The 16,280-nt window shown below is 66.3% G+C and carries 15 protein-coding genes; 6 read left to right on the top strand and 9 right to left on the bottom strand.

Annotated features, from left to right (window positions below; all coding sequences use genetic code 11):
* Positions 1-13: 13 nt before the first annotated feature.
* The 8 genes from AC07WJ_RS00340 to AC07WJ_RS00305 form a co-directional block, all read right to left on the bottom strand.
* Positions 14-1,078 carry an MBL fold metallo-hydrolase gene (locus AC07WJ_RS00340; protein WP_494932539.1) on the bottom strand — a complete coding sequence of 355 codons (1,065 nt, stop codon included), beginning with the start codon at positions 1,076-1,078 and terminating at the stop codon, positions 14-16.
* Positions 1,078-2,913, bottom strand: a complete 1,836-nt coding sequence (locus AC07WJ_RS00335) for an ABC transporter ATP-binding protein (RefSeq protein WP_494932538.1) — start codon at positions 2,911-2,913, stop codon at positions 1,078-1,080. Before AC07WJ_RS00335 ends, AC07WJ_RS00340 begins: the two co-directional genes overlap by 1 nt.
* 208 nt (positions 2,914-3,121) lie before the next feature.
* The gene (locus tag AC07WJ_RS00330) at positions 3,122-5,284 is read right to left on the bottom strand and encodes an FAD-dependent oxidoreductase (RefSeq protein ID WP_494932537.1); all 2,163 of its coding nucleotides are present in this window, start codon (positions 5,282-5,284) and stop codon (positions 3,122-3,124) included.
* Positions 5,285-5,596: 312 nt separating this feature from the next.
* Positions 5,597-6,973, bottom strand: a complete 1,377-nt coding sequence (locus AC07WJ_RS00325) for a TRAP transporter large permease (protein WP_494932536.1) — start codon at positions 6,971-6,973, stop codon at positions 5,597-5,599.
* The gene (locus AC07WJ_RS00320; protein ID WP_494932535.1) at positions 6,970-7,590 is read right to left on the bottom strand and encodes a TRAP transporter small permease subunit; all 621 of its coding nucleotides are present in this window, start codon (positions 7,588-7,590) and stop codon (positions 6,970-6,972) included. The genes AC07WJ_RS00325 and AC07WJ_RS00320 overlap by 4 nt, the downstream gene beginning before the upstream one ends.
* A 35-nt stretch (positions 7,591-7,625) precedes the next feature.
* Positions 7,626-8,705, bottom strand: a complete 1,080-nt coding sequence (locus AC07WJ_RS00315; RefSeq protein ID WP_494932534.1) for a TRAP transporter substrate-binding protein — start codon at positions 8,703-8,705, stop codon at positions 7,626-7,628.
* 20 nt (positions 8,706-8,725) lie between these two features.
* A complete protein-coding gene (locus tag AC07WJ_RS00310) occupies positions 8,726-9,142 on the bottom strand; it encodes a cupin domain-containing protein (RefSeq protein WP_494932533.1) in 417 nt (138 codons plus the stop codon).
* Positions 9,139-9,954, bottom strand: a complete 816-nt coding sequence (locus AC07WJ_RS00305) for a putative hydro-lyase (protein ID WP_494932532.1) — start codon at positions 9,952-9,954, stop codon at positions 9,139-9,141. The genes AC07WJ_RS00310 and AC07WJ_RS00305 overlap by 4 nt, the downstream gene beginning before the upstream one ends.
* A gap of 119 nt (positions 9,955-10,073) precedes the next feature.
* On the opposite strand from AC07WJ_RS00305, the gene AC07WJ_RS00300 reads away from it, so the two are divergent.
* Positions 10,074-10,958 carry a LysR family transcriptional regulator gene (locus tag AC07WJ_RS00300; RefSeq protein ID WP_494932531.1) on the top strand — a complete coding sequence of 295 codons (885 nt, stop codon included), beginning with the start codon at positions 10,074-10,076 and terminating at the stop codon, positions 10,956-10,958.
* Positions 10,959-10,965: 7 nt separating this feature from the next.
* Here the strand turns inward: AC07WJ_RS00300 and AC07WJ_RS00295 are convergent, their stop codons facing one another.
* On the bottom strand, positions 10,966-11,391 hold the full coding sequence (locus tag AC07WJ_RS00295) for a DUF2948 family protein (protein ID WP_494932530.1): 426 nt from the start codon (positions 11,389-11,391) through the stop codon (positions 10,966-10,968).
* Between the two features lie 95 nt (positions 11,392-11,486).
* Here AC07WJ_RS00295 and AC07WJ_RS00290 point away from each other — a divergent pair, with 95 nt between their 5' ends.
* From AC07WJ_RS00290 to rpoN, 5 genes are all read left to right on the top strand, one after another.
* Complete coding sequence (locus tag AC07WJ_RS00290) at positions 11,487-12,104, top strand: ribonuclease D (protein WP_494932529.1); 618 nt, start codon at positions 11,487-11,489, stop codon at positions 12,102-12,104.
* Between the two features lie 149 nt (positions 12,105-12,253).
* Positions 12,254-13,000 (top strand): LPS export ABC transporter periplasmic protein LptC, encoded by a 747-nt coding sequence (gene lptC, locus AC07WJ_RS00285; RefSeq protein WP_494932528.1) that lies wholly within the window; start codon positions 12,254-12,256, stop codon positions 12,998-13,000.
* A 17-nt stretch (positions 13,001-13,017) separates the two neighbouring features.
* Positions 13,018-13,710, top strand: a complete 693-nt coding sequence (locus AC07WJ_RS00280) for an LptA/OstA family protein (protein WP_494932527.1) — start codon at positions 13,018-13,020, stop codon at positions 13,708-13,710.
* 22 nt (positions 13,711-13,732) lie between these two features.
* The gene (lptB, locus tag AC07WJ_RS00275; protein ID WP_494932525.1) at positions 13,733-14,626 is read left to right on the top strand and encodes an LPS export ABC transporter ATP-binding protein; all 894 of its coding nucleotides are present in this window, start codon (positions 13,733-13,735) and stop codon (positions 14,624-14,626) included.
* A 126-nt stretch (positions 14,627-14,752) separates the two neighbouring features.
* The gene (gene rpoN / locus AC07WJ_RS00270) at positions 14,753-16,279 is read left to right on the top strand and encodes an RNA polymerase factor sigma-54 (RefSeq protein WP_494932524.1); all 1,527 of its coding nucleotides are present in this window, start codon (positions 14,753-14,755) and stop codon (positions 16,277-16,279) included.
* The last annotated feature ends 1 nt before the right edge of the window (position 16,280 follow it).

Genomic DNA, 16,280 nt, shown 5'->3' with positions numbered 1-16,280 from the left:
CGAGCGAAACCCGCTAATGCCGGGCGAACAGCCGGACGCCGGCGGCATCGGTCTCGACATCGACCAGCCCGTCGCCACGCAGCCGGTGCAGATGCGCCAGCGTCTCGGAGATGGCCAGATAGGCATGGCCGTCGCCCATGGCGCGGGGAAACAGCACGACCGCCGCCTCATAGGCCGACATCGGCCGGTCCAGCGCCTGATGCAGCCGGTCGAGCCGCTTGACGTGATGGTCGCGCAGCGCCTTCAGCCTGAGATGCAGGCTGTGGAACGGCAGGCCGTGCGACGGCAGCACCAGGGTATCCTCCGGCAAGGCGGCGAAGCGATCGAGAGAGGCCAGATACTCGGCCAGCGGATCGGCGTCCGGCTCGCCCGGATAGACCCCGATGACCGGCGTGATATGCGACAGCACCTGGTCGCCGGCGATCAGGATATGGTCGGCTTCGCTGTAGAACGAGGCGTGTTCCTCGGTATGGCCGCCGGCCGTCATGATCCGCCAGTCGCGCCCGCCCATCGCCAGGGTCGCGCCGTCATGCAGGCGCTCGATCTGGCGCGGGGGCGGCCCGAGCGCCGCCGCGAAGCTGCCCCGGTCGGTGGCAAAGCGCTTGATCAGCGCCGCGTCGCAGCCGTTGCGCGCCATGTATTTGGCGACATGCGGCTTTGGCGGTTCGTGACTGTCGGCATGGCGAATGCGTGCCCACAGCCATTCGATCAATGTCGAGGCGAAGGGAATGCCGTGGCGCTCGACCAGATGGCCGGCGAGCCCGATATGGTCGGTATGGCCATGGGTGGCGACCAGCCGGGCCAGCGGCCGGCCGCCGAGCGGGCCGGCCAGCATGGCCTCCCAGACGGCGCGCATCGCGGGCGATTCGATGCCGGCATCGATCGCTGTCCAGGCCTGTCCTTCGTCGAGAAACCAGACATTGACGTGGTTGAGAATGAACGGCAGCGGCAGGCGCGCCCAACGCAGGCCGGTCGCCAGTTCGGTGACCTCGCCCGGCTGCGGCGTCGGCTCGGTGGTGAACTGCAAGGGGCTCGGCGGGCGCGAAACCGCGGGGTTCTCGGCGCGGGTTTCGGCCATCACTCTTCTGCTTCTTCGTCTTCCATGTCGCTCTGGCGCACCGCCCGCTGGCGTGCCCACATGGAGGCGTAGAGGCCGCCGAGCGCCACCAGGTCCTGATGCTTGCCGGTCTCGGCGATCCGGCCATGCTCCAGCACGATGATGCGGTCGGCGGTGGTGACGCTGCCGAGCCGGTGGGTGACGCTGACCACGGTGCGGGTCTCGGCGATCTTGCGCAGCGTGTCGTTGAGCTTCGATTCGGTGCCGGCATCGAGCGCGCTGGTGGCTTCGTCGAGGATCAGCACGGCCGGATTGCGCACGATTGCCCGGGCGATGGCGACCCGCTGGCGCTGGCCGCCGGACAGCTGGCCGCCGCGCTCGCCGACCGGCGTATCGTAGCCCTCAGGCAGCGACAGGATGAAGTCGTGCACTTCGGCCTGGCGCGCCGCGTCGTGGATCTCCTCCATGGTCGCCTTCGGATTGCCCATGCGGATATTGTCGGCGATCGAGGCGTTGAACAGGAAGCTCTCCTGGAACACCACCGCCATCTGGGCGCGCAGCGATTCCTGCGCGACGGTGCGGATGTCGACGCCGTCGATCAGCACGGCGCCCTCGACCGGATCGTAGAAGCGCATCAGCAGGTTGAGAAAGGTGCTCTTGCCCGAGCCGCTCGGCCCGACAATGCCGAGGAAGGACCCCTTCGGCAGGGTCACCGCCAAACCCTCGGTCCGGAAGCTGGAGCCGGGATAATTGAACGCCACGTTGTCGAACACGATGTCGCGCTCGAACGGCTTCAAGGGCGGCGCATCGGGCGGGTCGACCATGGTCGGCTTGATCGCCAGCAGGTCGTTGAGATGGCGGATCGAGCCGGCCGCCTGCGCCATGGTCGGCACATATTGGGTGACGTTGGTCAGCGCGTAGCCCATCGACAGGAAGACGCCCTCGAAGGCGATGATGGTGCCGACCGTGATCCGCTCGGTATAGGCCCAGTAGGCGCCGAGCGCGAACACGCCGATATGGATGACGTAGAGGCCGGTCTGCGCGGTGCGCTCGACCAGCGCGCTGGTGAAATTGGTGCGCCGGGCAATGGTCTGCCAGGACGTGTTCAGGATGCCGAAATCGGAACGGGCCCGGCCGGCGAGGCCAAAGGCCTTGATGACCGGCTGGGCCGCGACGTTCTCCTGCACGGCGCCGAGCAGTCGTCCCTCGGTCAGCCGCTTGTCATAAGCATAGGTGAAGGCGCGCCGGGCGAAGATGCGTGGCCACCACAGGATCAGCGGGAAGATCAGCGCGCCGATCATGCCGAGCCAGACGTCGAACATGAACATCAGGATGGTGGCGTAGATCACCTCCAGGAACGGCATGATGAACAGCGGCACGACGCCGACGATGCCGGTTTCGATCGCCACCAGGTCGCCGGAAAAGCGCGACAGCACGGTGCCGGTCGGGGTGGTGTGAAAGAACGGCATGGACATGGTCTGCACGTGGCTGAACATGTGTTGACGAATGTCGCGGACGATGTCGGAAAAGACCCGGGTGTAGATATAGTCGGCGAGCAGCGCGACCATTGACACGGTCACCGCGGCGGCGCCCATGAAGATCAACGATTTGACCAGGGCCTCCCACTCTTTCTTGATGAGGCCTTCGTCGATCAGATATTGGGTGACCAGCGGAAACGAGAAGTTGAGCGCGGCCTCAACCAGCACCAGGAGCCCGAGCAGGACGAACAGCGCCTTGTAGGGTTTGCCGAAGGGCGCGAGGAAGGCGATGATCGCCTTGACGTCGTCGGCGCTGACGTCCTCCTCTTCCTCGTCCAGCTCGTCGTCCGGATCGATCATCGTTTTGTCGCTGATCATGGTGTCAGCAACGGCCGGCTCGAGACGCGTCGATATCGTGGTTTCACTGAACGCCTCGCGGCAGACTGTTGTTCACCCAAGGCGCGCCCGGCGCCGGCCGCGCGCTGGAACCCAAGCGAATGGCCGGGAGGCGATACCGTCCCGGCCATGGTAACGCAATCGTCAGAATAGGCGAGCCGCCGCTCGGCCCTCGACAGGGCCTTGGCGATCAGCGCGCCGCCGCCGCCGTCCGGATCTTGCTGGTCGGGCCCTTTTCACGGCCGGCCATCAGCTTGGCGACCCACTGGGCCGCATCCGGCTTGGCGTAGAAGCAGTAGCGCATGGTCTCCATGTCGGGATACCAGGGGAAGTCGCCCTCATTGGCGTCGCACTCGATCTTCCAGGCTTTCTTGAGGATCTTCTGGTCGTGCACCGCCGGCCGCCAGCCGTGGCGCTGGAAGCGCTCGGACCACTGCCAGGTCGTCTCCAGCGTCAGCACGCCGTCGAAGACGTCGTGATATTCGATGACTTCGCGGGTCATGTCGGCGGTGATGCCGCCGAAGAAGATGCCGATGCGGGTGACCCGGTAGAGTTCCTTGATCGCCTCGTCGATCAGGTCCTCGGGCACGTAGCACAGGCACGTGTCGTAGATGACGTCGAACGACTGGTCCTCGAAGGGCAGCTTGGTGACGTCGCCGAGCAGGTTGCGGTGCAGCCAGTTCTTCGGCGTCTGGGCGTGCACGTGACGGTTGTTCTCGATGCCCCAGGCGTCGATGCCGATATTGGCGAAGCACTCCAGCGTCAGGCCGCTGGCCGAGCCGACGTCGAGCAGGTTGTAGGGCGCCTTGATGCCGAAAATGCACTCATAGAGATCGGCATTGTACTGTTCGTCGAAATATTCGCGGAACGATTCCTCGTAGGACAGCCCGACCGCATATTCGTCGTGATAGTCGTTGGTCAGCGTCGATTCGACGAAGCCCTCTTCGACCACGCCCTTCAGCTTGCTGGCGTCGGCCTTCTTCTGGGCGCCCGAATAGGCGGCGCCGCGCAACTTGCCCATCATCATGTCGACGACGAAATTGGCCGAGTCATAGGCGCCGTTGACGGTGGAATCGAACAGGTAGTCGCCGACCAGGTAGAGGTTGGGCAGCACCTTGCCGTCCGGCTGGTGGCGATCGCGCAGTTCGGGCGCCGGATTGCCGCCCGGCAGGCCGGAAATCGTGCCGACCCAGCGCTGCACCTTGGCCTCGACAAATTGCTTCTTGGCCAGCGGCAGGAGTTCCGACGGCAGCGAGTCGAGCGCCCTTTGGATCAGCGTCTCGTCGTCGAGATTGGACAGGGCCAGGGCTTCGGTGGCGGTGATCAGCCAGCCGAGCACGCCGTGCTTGGAGGGATGGCGCGCGCTTTCGTCATAGATGCAGCAGCCGCCGAACGCGTCCGACATGATGTAGCTGCCCTGGAAGTGCTCGTTCCAGAACGGCTTCTTGAACAGCGCCGTGACGCGCAGGTAATGGGCGGGATTGTCGTAGCGCGACTGATGCTTCTGGATCGCCATGCGGGCCTCGCGGCCCTCGAACTCGATCTGGCTGACCCAATAGTTCGGCAGCGCCACCACGACATGGTCGAACTCGTGGATCTCGGTCTTGCCGTTGCGGCGGACCGAGAGCCTGTAGGTGCCGTCCTCGTTGCGGGCGATCTTGGCGACCCGGCTCTGCAGCATCACCTTGGCCGAGATGCGCTTCTTCAGGCCTTCGATCAGCCGGTCATTGCCGCCGACGATCGAATAGAGCCTGAGATATTTCGGGTCATCCATCAGGATGTTCTTCAAGCCGTTCAGCGCATTGGTCAGCTGCGCCTCGGTGGCGACGTCGGACCGCGCGGCGACCTCGATATAGCGCCGGGCGGTTTCGTCCGGGATGGCGTCGAGCACGTCGCGGAAGCTCTTGCCGGCCCAGGGGTGCTTGTTGTCGTCGCCGGAATAGCCTTCGTAATATTCATCGGGCGAGCACAGCTCGTGGCATTCCGCGATGAAGGCGTCGAGCGCCTTCACGGTCGCTTCGCCGAAGTGCTTCTTGATGTCGCGTTTGGTGTTGAGGATCGCGTCGCCGAGGATGACGCCCTTGCCGTCCATCGGCACGACATCGAGTTCCATCACCTCGGTGATGATGCGCTTCAGCGGGTCCGGCCCGAAATGCGAATAGTCGTAATATTCGGCGACACCACGCTCGAACAGCGAATTGCCCTTTTCGAACCGGTCGGTGACGACCTTGCCGCCGAGGCGGTCGGACGCTTCGAACAGCGTCGCGGTAAACAGGCCATCGCAGAACCGGTCGAGGAGATAATTGGTGAACAGGCCGCCCGGCCCGCCACCCACGATCGCGACACGCGTCATATCCGAGCTTTCGTCTCTTGGCCGGAACCATCAGCGCAGGCGCTGCGATCCCCGGCAATCATCGGGTGAGCTTTGGGTTGGTGCTATAGCGAGGCCACGCCGGTTAATAAAGACACACCCGCCGGAAAACTGGCGAAACAATTGCCGGACGGCTCCGCTCGCACCACCCCAAAAGGAGTGTGGCTGCCTCAATGCATGCCACCATCTGAACGCAATGTGAACCGCTTGGTTGCGCTCGGCTTTTCGCTTTCGCGAGCTGACGCGCAACGTCAGCCCGGGTGGCGCCGCGACGGGCGATATTTGCGAGCCGGCTTACTTCATGACGGAGGGCAGCCAGAGCGCGATGCCGGGCCAGGCCATCAGGATGGCGATGGCCAGGATATAGACCCCCATGAACGGCATCACCCCGGAGAACACATCCGATATCGGGCCGCCGTCCTTGCGCATGCCCTGCAGCACATAGAGCACGGTGCCGTCTGGCGGCGAGATGAGCGCGATCTCGACCAGCATGACCACGATCACGCCGAACCAGATCGGGTCGTAGCCGAGCGCGGTGACCACGGGAAAGATCACGGGGATGGTGGTGACGATCATCGAGAAACCTTCCATGAAGGTCCCCAGCGCCAGGTAGAAGCCGATGATCATCATCATGATCGCCCAGGGCGGCAGCGGCATTTCCGAGACGAGCTTGGCCAGCGCCTGCGGCACGCCGAGCGCGGTGAACACGAAGTTCAGCACATAGGCGCCGAACAGGATGAGGCCGATCATCGCGGTGTTGCGGGCGGTTGCTTCCGCCGAGTCGTTGAGCATTTTCCAGGTCAGCTTGCCGCCGATCGCGGCGAACACGATGGCCGCGATGACACCGAGCGCGGCCGATTCGGTCGGTGTCGCCAGCCCGCCATAGATGGTGCCGAGCACGATCAGGATCAGCGCCGCGGTCGGCGTCAGGTCGACCAGGCTCGCCAGTTTTTCGCGCATCGGGATGCGCGGGGCGTTGGGATCGCGCGGCGCCGCCCGCTTGGCGCTCAACAGGATCACCAGGGTGAACAGCACGACCACCAGGATGCTCGGGCCGACGGCGGCGATATAGAGCGCGCCGACCGAGGTCTCGGTGATCAGCCCGTAGATGATGAAGGTGATGCCTGGCGGGATGAGATTGCCGAGCGCGCCGCCGGCGGCGAGCGAGCCCAGCACCATGCGCGGGTCGTAGGGTTTGCCCTTGAAGAAGGGCAGCGCCACCGAGCCCATGGTGGCGGCGGTGGCGACCGACGAGCCGGAGATCGCCGAAAAGATCGCCGACGAAGCGATATTGGTGTGCAGGAGCCCGCCGGGCATGCGGTTCAGCCAGATGTTCAAGGTCCGGTAGAGTCGGTCGGACAGGCCGGCGCGCAGCAGGATCTCGCCCATCAGCAGGAACAGCGGCACCGCGACGAGCACGAAGCTGGACGAGGGGTTCCAGATCGTCTGGCCGAGGAACAGCCAGAACGGCCGGTCGGAAAAAGCATAGCCGACGATCAGGCCGAGCACGCCGAGCGCCGCGCCGACATAGATGCCCATGCCGAAAAACACCGCGAACAGGCCGACGAGCAGCAGGATCTCGCCGACCAGGCCGCTGGCCGGGCCGGATCCGGTGAAGCTCAGGCCCAGCATGGTCCCGGCGAGGATCAGGAGAAAGACGATCGCGATCATGACCGGAACTCCTTGGCGGGCGTATCGCCGACGGCTTCGAGCGCTTCGGCGGCCTCTTCTTCGTAGGTGCGGGTGTGCAGCATGGCCTCGGCCTCGGCGCCGCGGCCGGCCAGCACCAGGCAGGTCGTCTCCAGGAGCATGGCGACGATCAGGAGCAGCATGACGCCGATGCCGAAGGCCCAGAGCCCCTGGGGAATGGCCAGCGGCGTGCGCAGGATCGAGATATCGGTCGCGCCGAACAGCACGGATTCGTCGACCAGCAGCCAGGCGCCGTAGAACATGTAGCCGACGAACACGCAGAGAAAGGCGAGGCTCGCCACGTGCAGCCAGTAGCGGATCGCCTCGGGGAACCGGTTGACCAGGAGGTCGATGCGCACATGGGCGCGCATCGACAGGGTATGGGCCAGGCCCCAGGCAATGCCGAAGGCGAGCGCATAACCCGACAATTCGGTGGTCGCCTGGGATGAGAAGCCGAGAAAGCGCCGGGCCAGCACGTCGAAGGTGATCAGCGCCGAAATGGCGATGAACCCCCAGCCGGCGGCATAACCCATCCACCGGCCGACCGCGGCCAGCCCGCGGCGGCAGGTCGCCGCCGCCTCGATCGTCGTATTGAGCATGGGGCCGGTCCTCGGTTCGAAACGTCGGCGACTTGTCAGTTGGTGGCGAGCTGGACACCGGTGATCGGTGCGACCACGCGGTTGTAGATCTCGCCGCAGCGTGCGCCGCAACGCTTCACCCAGGCCGGCAGGACCGTCGAGGTCAGCACGGTGCGCAGCGCCTCGCTATCGGCCGGCGTCGGCTCGAAGGCGGTCATCGGCTTCGCATCGACGAGCCGGCCGAGATTGCAGCCCTCGCGCTTGCCGGTATTGCAGGCGATGCCGTCCTCGGTCGCGACGCGGCCGAGCTGCCATTGCGCCTCTTCGACCTCGGTGATGGTGGTTTCGAGCATGGTCCTGACCGCCGGATCGAGCCGGTTCCACCAGGCGATGTTCACCACATAGGCCGAGATCGACCAGAAAAGCGGCAGCGTATAGAGGCTCTGGGTGACCTCGTACCAGCGCGCGCCATTGCCCGAAGCCGTGCCGGTAATGGCGCAATCGACGACGCCGCGCTCGAGCGCGGCATAGACCTCAGGGAAACCGATCGCGGTCGGCTGGCCGCCGATGGTCGAGACGAAGTCGTTGGATGAGCCGCCGCCGGTGCGGATGCGCTTGCCGCGCAGGTCGGCGAGGCTGGTGATGCGGTCGCGGCAGAAGAACACCTGGGCCGGGAACGGGTACATGGCCACGATCTTGACGCCGAACCGCTCGAGTTCCTTGTTCAGCTCGGGCAGCATGGCCTGGGCGACCCGGCGCGATTGGCGCAGCGTCGGGTTGAGGCCGGCGAGATCGACGACATCGGCCAGCGGCACGTCGCCGGAAGCGGTGTTGAGCGGCACCGCGCCGATATCGACCTGGCCAGAGCGGACCAGACGCAGGATCTCCGGCCCGTTGAGATTGCGTTCCGGCCAGCTGGCCAGGGTCACCGAGATGCGGCCGCCCGAACGTTGCGGCAGGCCGTCGCGCAGCATGGGAATGTCGACGCGCGAATATTGCGGCAAGGCCGGGCCGGGCTGGGTCACCATCTGGACGCTCACCGGCGGTCCCGGCGGCAGGGCCTGGGCAAGCGCGGGGGCGGCACCGCCGAAGCAAAGCGCGATGACCGTCGCGGCGGCGGATCGGAACAGGGTCATGCGGGGCCCTCCTTGGGCGGTCAAAGCGGTGGCGGGTAGTACATGAACTCGATCAGGAGGCAGCCCGCCTCGCTGAAGAAGGGGCCGTGCACGACATCGGCCGGCCGGCAGGCATAGGTGCCCGCCGGCAGCACGACGGCGTCCTGCTTTGCATCCGGCGTGCCAATCGACAGCGAACCGGAGACGATGAACACCTCCTCGCACCAGTCGTGCCTGACCGGGTGGTCGACGGTCGCGCCGGCGGCCCAGCGGGCGAGCCGGGTGACCGCGCCGGTCCCCGCGGCCTGGTCGAGCCGGCCGGACAGGATCTTCTCCTCGACGCCGGCATAGCCGGCGACCGGGGTCCAGCCCGTCTCGTCCAGTGCGTCGAAGAATTCCCGGTGCCGCTTGGCGAAAGCGCCGAAACCCGGATCGGCAACCCCCTCTGTCCCGGTCACAGCGCGGCGAGCCGGCTGTTCCTGAGATCGGTCACCAGCATGGCGCCGGGCGCGTGGGTGATGGCGAATTCCGGCCTGCTGGCGGCGATCACCGCCTGCGGGGTGACGCCGCAGGCCCAGAACACCGGCAATTCGTCGGCCTTGACCTCGACGGCGTCGCCATAGTCCGGCCGGCCGATATCGCGGATGCCGATCGCCTCGGGCAGCCCGATATGCACGGGTGCGCCGTGTACCGAGGGAAAGCGCGAGGTGATCTGCACGGCGCGGATCGCGTCGGCCGGCTTGAACGACCGCATCGAGACGACCAGCGGCCCGGCAAAGGGCCCGGCCGGGGCGCAGGCGATCGAGGTGCGGTAGACCGGCACGCCGAGATTGCAGCTGATGTGACGCAGCGGCAGGCCGTCGTCGAGCAGCGCCTCTTCGAAGGAAAACGAGCAGCCGAGCACGAAGGCGACGAGATCGTCGCGCCAGACCGAGCGGATGTCAGTCGGTTCGTCGACGAGTTCGCCCCGGCGCCAGACCCGGTAGCGTGGAAGATCGGTGCGGATGTCGAGATCGGCGCCGAGCGCCGGAATGGCCGGATTTCCCGGTTCGGACATGCCGATGACCGGGCAGGGCTTGGGATTGAGCGTACAGAAACGCAGGAAATCGGCGGCGAGATCGCGAGGCAGGATGGCCAGATTGCCCTGGACGTGGCCGCGCGCCAGCCCCGCCGTCTGGCCGGTCAGGCGGCCGTCCCTGGCGGCATGCCTGACAGCCACCGGATCGGCCGGACCAGCGGCATCGAACGCCTTCATCGCAGCGACAGCCATCGAGCTCCCCCAAGCACGAATTCCCAAAAGTCAGCCAAGTGCAACATTCCTCTTGCATTGGGTCCAATACGAAGTTTGGATCGGGAGTGATAAATTCTACTTATCGAAGCGATGGGAGAATGATTGATTTCAAGGCGCTCGAAACCCTGGTCTGGGTGGCGACGCTCCGCAGCTTTCACCGGGCAGCGGTGAAACTGAACACCACCCAGCCGGCGGTGTCGCAGCGCATTGCCCAATTGGAAACCGAAATCGGCGCGCGCCTGCTCGAGCGCGAGAAGCGCAACGTCATCCCGACGGAGGCCGGCCGCCACGTGCTCGATTATGCCGAGCGCCTGCTTCGGCTGCGCGCCGAGATGCTGCACGGCATTGCCGACCGCTCGGCGATTCGCGGCACGCTGCGGCTGGGCGTGGCCGAGACCATCGTCCACACCTGGCTGTCGCGTTTCGTCGAGCGCATGGCCAAGGCCTATCCGAAGCTCGCCCTCGAGATCGAGGTGGACATTTCGCCGAACCTGCGCGACCGGCTGGTGGCCCAGGAGATCGATTTGGCCTTCATGCTCGGCCCGCTGGTCGCGCCGAGCCTGAAGAACCGGCCGCTCTGCACCTATCCGCTCGGCTTTTTCGCCAGCGACGCGCTCGGCCTGCCGCCGGCGGGCGTGACGCTTGCCGCGCTCGCCGCGCATCCGGTCGTCACCTTCTCGCGCGATACCCGGCCCTATCTTGCGATCCGCGAACTGTTTTCGGCGCCTGGCCTGCCGCCGATCCACATTCACGCTTCGGCCTCGCTCGCCACCATTCTGCGCATGGCCGAGGACGGGCTCGGGGTCGCCGCCATTCCAAGCCCGATCGCCGCCGACCGGCTCACCGCCGGCCAGCTCAAGCGTGTCGACACCATGGTTCTGCTGCCGGATCTCGACTTCGTCGCGGCCTGGCGGTCGACGCCCGACACGGCGACCATCGAGGCGGTCGCCGATCTCGCCGGGACGGTCGCGGCCGACGGCTGACCCGTTTTCAGCCGTGATCAGGCTTCTGCTCGGTCGCCCACATCGGCCCGAGGTCGTCCATGGCGGCCTCGATGCACTCCACCGTCAGTTTCAGGCCGGCGCCGCCGGCAAACACCAGTTCGATGGTGCCGGCCGGCTCGTCGCTCGGCTGGAAGCGCAGCGCCAGCAGGTTCAGCACGGTATCGGCGCCCTTCGGCACGCCCTTGGCGGCGACCGCGCTGACCCGTTCGAAACGGACGCCGGTGCGTCGCCGCTGGCGCGCGCCGTCTTCCGCGGCCGACCAGTCGAACCGGTTGCAGATGAAGGCGAATTGCCGGGTCTTGGCGATGAAGGCCAGGTCGGAGGCCTTGACGACGGCATCCTGGAGATGGGCGGAGACGATGCCGAGATCGTCGGCATCGAAGGCGAAGAGTTTGAGCGGTGTCGCGGTCATTGGATTTCTCATGCGTTGGTCCTATAGGACGGGAGAACCGCCGCGTCGTCCATATGTGCGTTGCGCACCCGTCCAGATTTCGAGATCCGAAACCGATGACCATCCGTTCGCATGTGGGCGACCTGCCCGATCTCGATCATTACCGCGTCGGCGTGGTGGCGATCGATACCGAGACGCTCGGCCTGATTCCGCAACGTGACCGGCTCTGCGTGGTCCAGCTGTCGCCGGGCGACGGCAGCGCCGACGTCGTGCAGATCCGCCCGGGCCAGCCGAAACCGGCCAATCTCATGGCGCTGCTGGCCGATCCCGGCATCGTCAAGCTGTTCCACTTCGCCCGCTTCGACATCACCGTGATGCAACATGCCTTCGGCGTGATGACGGCGCCGGTCTATTGCACCAAGATCGCTTCCAGGCTGGTGCGCACCTATACCGACCGGCATGGCCTGAAGGATCTGTCGCGGGACCTCCTGGGTCTCGACATGTCCAAGGCGCAGCAGAGTTCCGACTGGGCGGCCGAGACGCTGAGCCCGGCACAGCTCGAATATGCCGCCTCCGACGTGCTGCACCTGCATGCCCTGAAAGAGCGGCTGGATTTCATGCTCGCCCGCGAGGGCCGCACGGCATTGGCCGAGGCCTGTTTCCGGTTTCTGCCCGTCCGTGCCGAACTCGACCTTGCCGGCTGGCCGGAAACCGATATTTTTGCGCATTCGTAAACCCTGGCGGGAAACAGATCGGGTTCATACATGCGGGTTGGCCGGTCGCCCGGCCCTCGCCATGCTCGGGCCATAGAATAAGGTAGAGTGCGCCCGCTTGAGGTGGCCGACCCGCCAGGTCGGCGCTACTCTCCCGTAAAGGAACGACAATGGCCGCACGTCCCCTCGACGATTTCGGAAGCGCCGCCGGTGGCGCATTCGGCGTCGTCGCGCGCGACGAAGCCTTCAAGGCGGCCTTCCGGCACTCGCGGCGGGTCCGCCGCCTGCGTGTCGTCGTGCCTGTCGCGGCCGGCCTGATCGTCGCCGTGGTCGGCTTCGTCAGCTGGTGGGATCCGCTGAAAGTGCTCAATCTGCCGGTGTCCATCGGTGCCCTGTCGCTGTCCGGGTCGAAGGTGACCATGGAGGCGCCGCGCCTCACCGGCTATACCAATGACAACCGGTTCTACCGGGTTACCGCGACCCGCGCCGAGCACGACATCGCCCATTCCAATGTCGTCGGCCTTTCCGCCATCGACGCCGAGATGGAGCTCGAAGGCGGCGGCACCGCCCGGGTGATTTCTTCGAGCGGCGTGCTCGATACCAAGAGCGGTGTCATCGAACTGACCTCCGCGGTGTCGATCACCACCTCCAACGGCCAGGCCGGCCGGCTCGGCAGCGCCGTGGTCGACACCCGTACCGGCAAGATCACCGCCCAGGGGCCCGTCGAGCTGTCGTCGCCGCGCGGCCAGATCGCCGGCGACCGGATGGAAGTTCAGGACAACGGCAAAGTCATCCTGCTCGAAGGCTCGGTTCGTGGTAATTTCATGCCCGAGCCGCCCGATCCCTCGGTCACCGGCTCGACCGCCGACACCCCATCCCCGCCCGCGGCTCCCCGCGCCGACCCCACACCACGCTGATCCGGAGATCGACTTTCATGACGCTGGCCGGCCTTGTCCTGCCCCCGCGCCGCCTGGCGGTGCTTCTCCAGGCTGCGTTCGTCGTCAGCCTCACGGGCCTTCCCGCCCTGGCCCAGCAGGCCGGCAGCCCCTTTGTCGGCTTTTCGCAGAACCGCGATCAGCCGATCAATTTCGAGGCCGACCGGGCGGAGGTCTTCGACAATGAGAAAAAGGCCGTGCTGACCGGCAATGTCCGCATTCGCCAGGGCGAGTCGCGGCTGGCCACCGGTCGCCTGGTCATTCTCTACGAAGACAATTCGGCCGCCGGCCGTCCGGCCCAGGGCCGGCCCGCCTCGGTGCCCGGCGCCTCGGGCCAGCCCGGCCAGCAGAACGTCCGTCGTTTCGAGATGCAGGGCGGCGTCACGGTTCAGTCCAAGAACCAGAACGCCACCGCCGAGCGCGGCTCCTTCGACGCCCGCCGCAACGAGGCGATCCTGGAGGGCAATGTCGTGCTGACCCAGTGCGACAACGTGCTGCGCGGCAGCCGGCTGCAGGCCGACCTGACCGCCAACAGGGTTCGCCTCGACGGTGGCCCGTCGACGGCCGGCCGGGTCTCCGGCGTGCTGTCCAATTCCAGCGGCGGCGCGTCGGGCGGCAGCGGCGTCAACAATCCCGACTGCGCGCCGACGGCTCCGGCGCGCGCTGCTCCGCCGCGCACGCCGCGTGGCTGACGCGCTGGTCGCAGGACGAGGCATGACGGTGCTCGATCGCATGGCAGGACTTTTCGGGCGTCGCGCCCCGGCTCAGCCGGCGCCGGCGATCGACGCCGACTGGCTGGTGCGGCAGATGGCCGACGAGGTGGCGGCACTCGAGCCTCCGCCGCCCGAGCCGGTGGTTCAGGATCAGCACGAGCCGCGCTCCGGCGACGGCGTTCTGGGCGTTCACGGCGTCTGGAAGAGCTATAAGGGCCGCGCCGTGGTGCGCGGTGTCAGCCTCGACGTGCGCCGCGGCGAGGCCGTCGGCCTGCTCGGCCCCAACGGCGCCGGCAAGACCACCGTGTTCTACATGATCACCGGCCTGGTGGAGGCCGACAAGGGCCGGACCGAGCTCGACGGCCACGACATCACCTCGCTGCCGATGTATCGCCGCGCGCGCCTCGGCATCGGCTACCTGCCGCAGGAAGCCTCGATCTTTCGCGGCCTCAATGTCGAGGACAATATCCGCGCCGTGCTCGAAGTGACCGAGCGCGACAAGAAGAAGCGCGAATACGAACTCGACGAACTGCTCGACGAGTTCAACATCGCCCGGTTGCGCAAGAGCCCGGCGATCGCGCTGTCGGGCGGCGAGCGGCGGCGCCTCGAAATCGCCCGTGCACTGGCGACGAGGCCGTCCTTCATGCTGCTGGACGAACCCTTTGCCGGCATCGATCCGATCGCGGTCGGCGACATCCAGAACCTGGTGCGCCATCTGAAGGAACGCGGCATCGGCGTGCTGATCACCGATCACAACGTGCGCGAGACTCTCGGCCTGATCGACCGGGCCTATATCATCCATTCCGGCCAGGTCCTGATGGAGGGCACGCCGGATGAGATCGTCTCCAATCCGGACGTCCGCAGGCTCTATCTGGGCGAGGAGTTCCGCCTCTGATCCGGGCCTGACGTTGCGGAATGGCTTTAACGGATCGGTCATCCAAGCTATGGCATGAACCTTGCTAACCGCCGCACCCCGCTCTATTGAACAGGGTGGTTCAACCCTGCGGTGCCAAGGATCCCGATGGCCCTGTCTGCACGATTAGAGCTTCGCGTCGGCCAGTCGCTGGTCATGACGCCTCAGCTCATGCAGGCCATCAAGCTCCTGCAATTGTCCAATCTCGACCTGGTCGCCTATGTCGAGGCCGAACTCGAGAAGAATCCGCTGCTCGAGCGGGCGGAACCGGCGGCGGAGCCGATCACCGACGGCGAACCGCTCCCGCCGCCGCCGTCCGACGGCGATGCCCAGGCCGGCGACTGGCTCGGCGACAATCTCGACAGCAGCCGGACCGCGATCGAGGAGCGGCTCGGCACCGACATGGAGAATGTCTTTCCGGACGACAAGGGTCCGGAGATCAAGCATGCCGACGCGGCCTCCGACCCGATGACCTCGTCCTGGTCGAATGTCGGCTCCGGCGGGCGCGACGAGGACGATTACAATCTCGAGGCCTTCGTTTCGGCCGACCTGTCGCTGGCCGACCATCTGTCGAACCAGCTGGCGCTGGCGGTGGAGACACCGCAGGAGCGGCTGATCGGCCAGATGCTGATCGATGCGGTCGACGATGCCGGCTACCTGACGATCTCCACCGAGGAGGTCGCCGAGCGGCTCGATGCCGACCTGGCCGAGGTCGAGCGCATTCTCGGCCTGATCCAGGGCTTCGAACCGTCAGGGGTGGCGGCGCGCAATCTCGCCGAATGCCTGGCGATCCAGCTCCGCGACAAGAACCGCTACGACCCGGCGATGCAGATCCTGGTCGGCCATCTCGACCTGCTCGCCAAGCGCGACTTTCAGGCGCTGAAACGGCTTTGCGCGATCGACGACGAGGATATCGCCGACATGGTCGCCGAGATCCGCCGGCTCAATCCGAAACCCGGCCTCGCCTTCGGTTTCGCACCGGTCCAGGCCCTGGTCCCCGACGTCATGGTGCGGGCCGGCCCGGATGGCGGCTGGCTGGTCGAGCTCAACACCGAGACGCTGCCCAAGGTGCTGGTCAACCAGACCTATTACGCGCGCATCTCGAAGACCGCCAAGTCCGAGACCGACAAGACGTTCCTGGCCGACGCCATGCAGACGGCGACCTGGCTGACCCGCGCGCTCGACCAGCGCGCCCGCACCATTCTGAAGGTCGCGACCGAAATCGTCCGCCAGCAGGACGCCTTCTTCGCGCTCGGCGTCCAATATCTCCGGCCGCTCAACCTGAAGACCATTGCCGACGCCATCAGCATGCACGAATCGACCGTGTCGCGGGTCACCTCCAACAAGTCGATCGCCACCAGCCGCGGCATTTTCGAGATGAAGTATTTCTTCACCTCGGCAATCGCCAGTTCCGAGGGCGGCGAGAGCCATTCGGCCGAGGCGGTGCGCTTCCGCATCAAGCAGATGATCGACCAGGAAGACATCGCCGACGTGCTGTCCGACGATGCGATCATGGACAAGCTGCGCGAATCCGGCATCGACATCGCCCGCCGCACGGTCGCCAAATACCGCGAGGCCCTGCGCATCCCCTCGTCGGTGCAGCGCCGGCGCGAGAAACAGGCCATGGCGAGCTAGA

This window comes from Phreatobacter sp. GW821-FHT04C01 (genome assembly GCF_059420385.1).
Note: the sequence above shows the minus strand (reverse complement) of the source record. Positions and strands in the feature narration are given on the sequence as shown.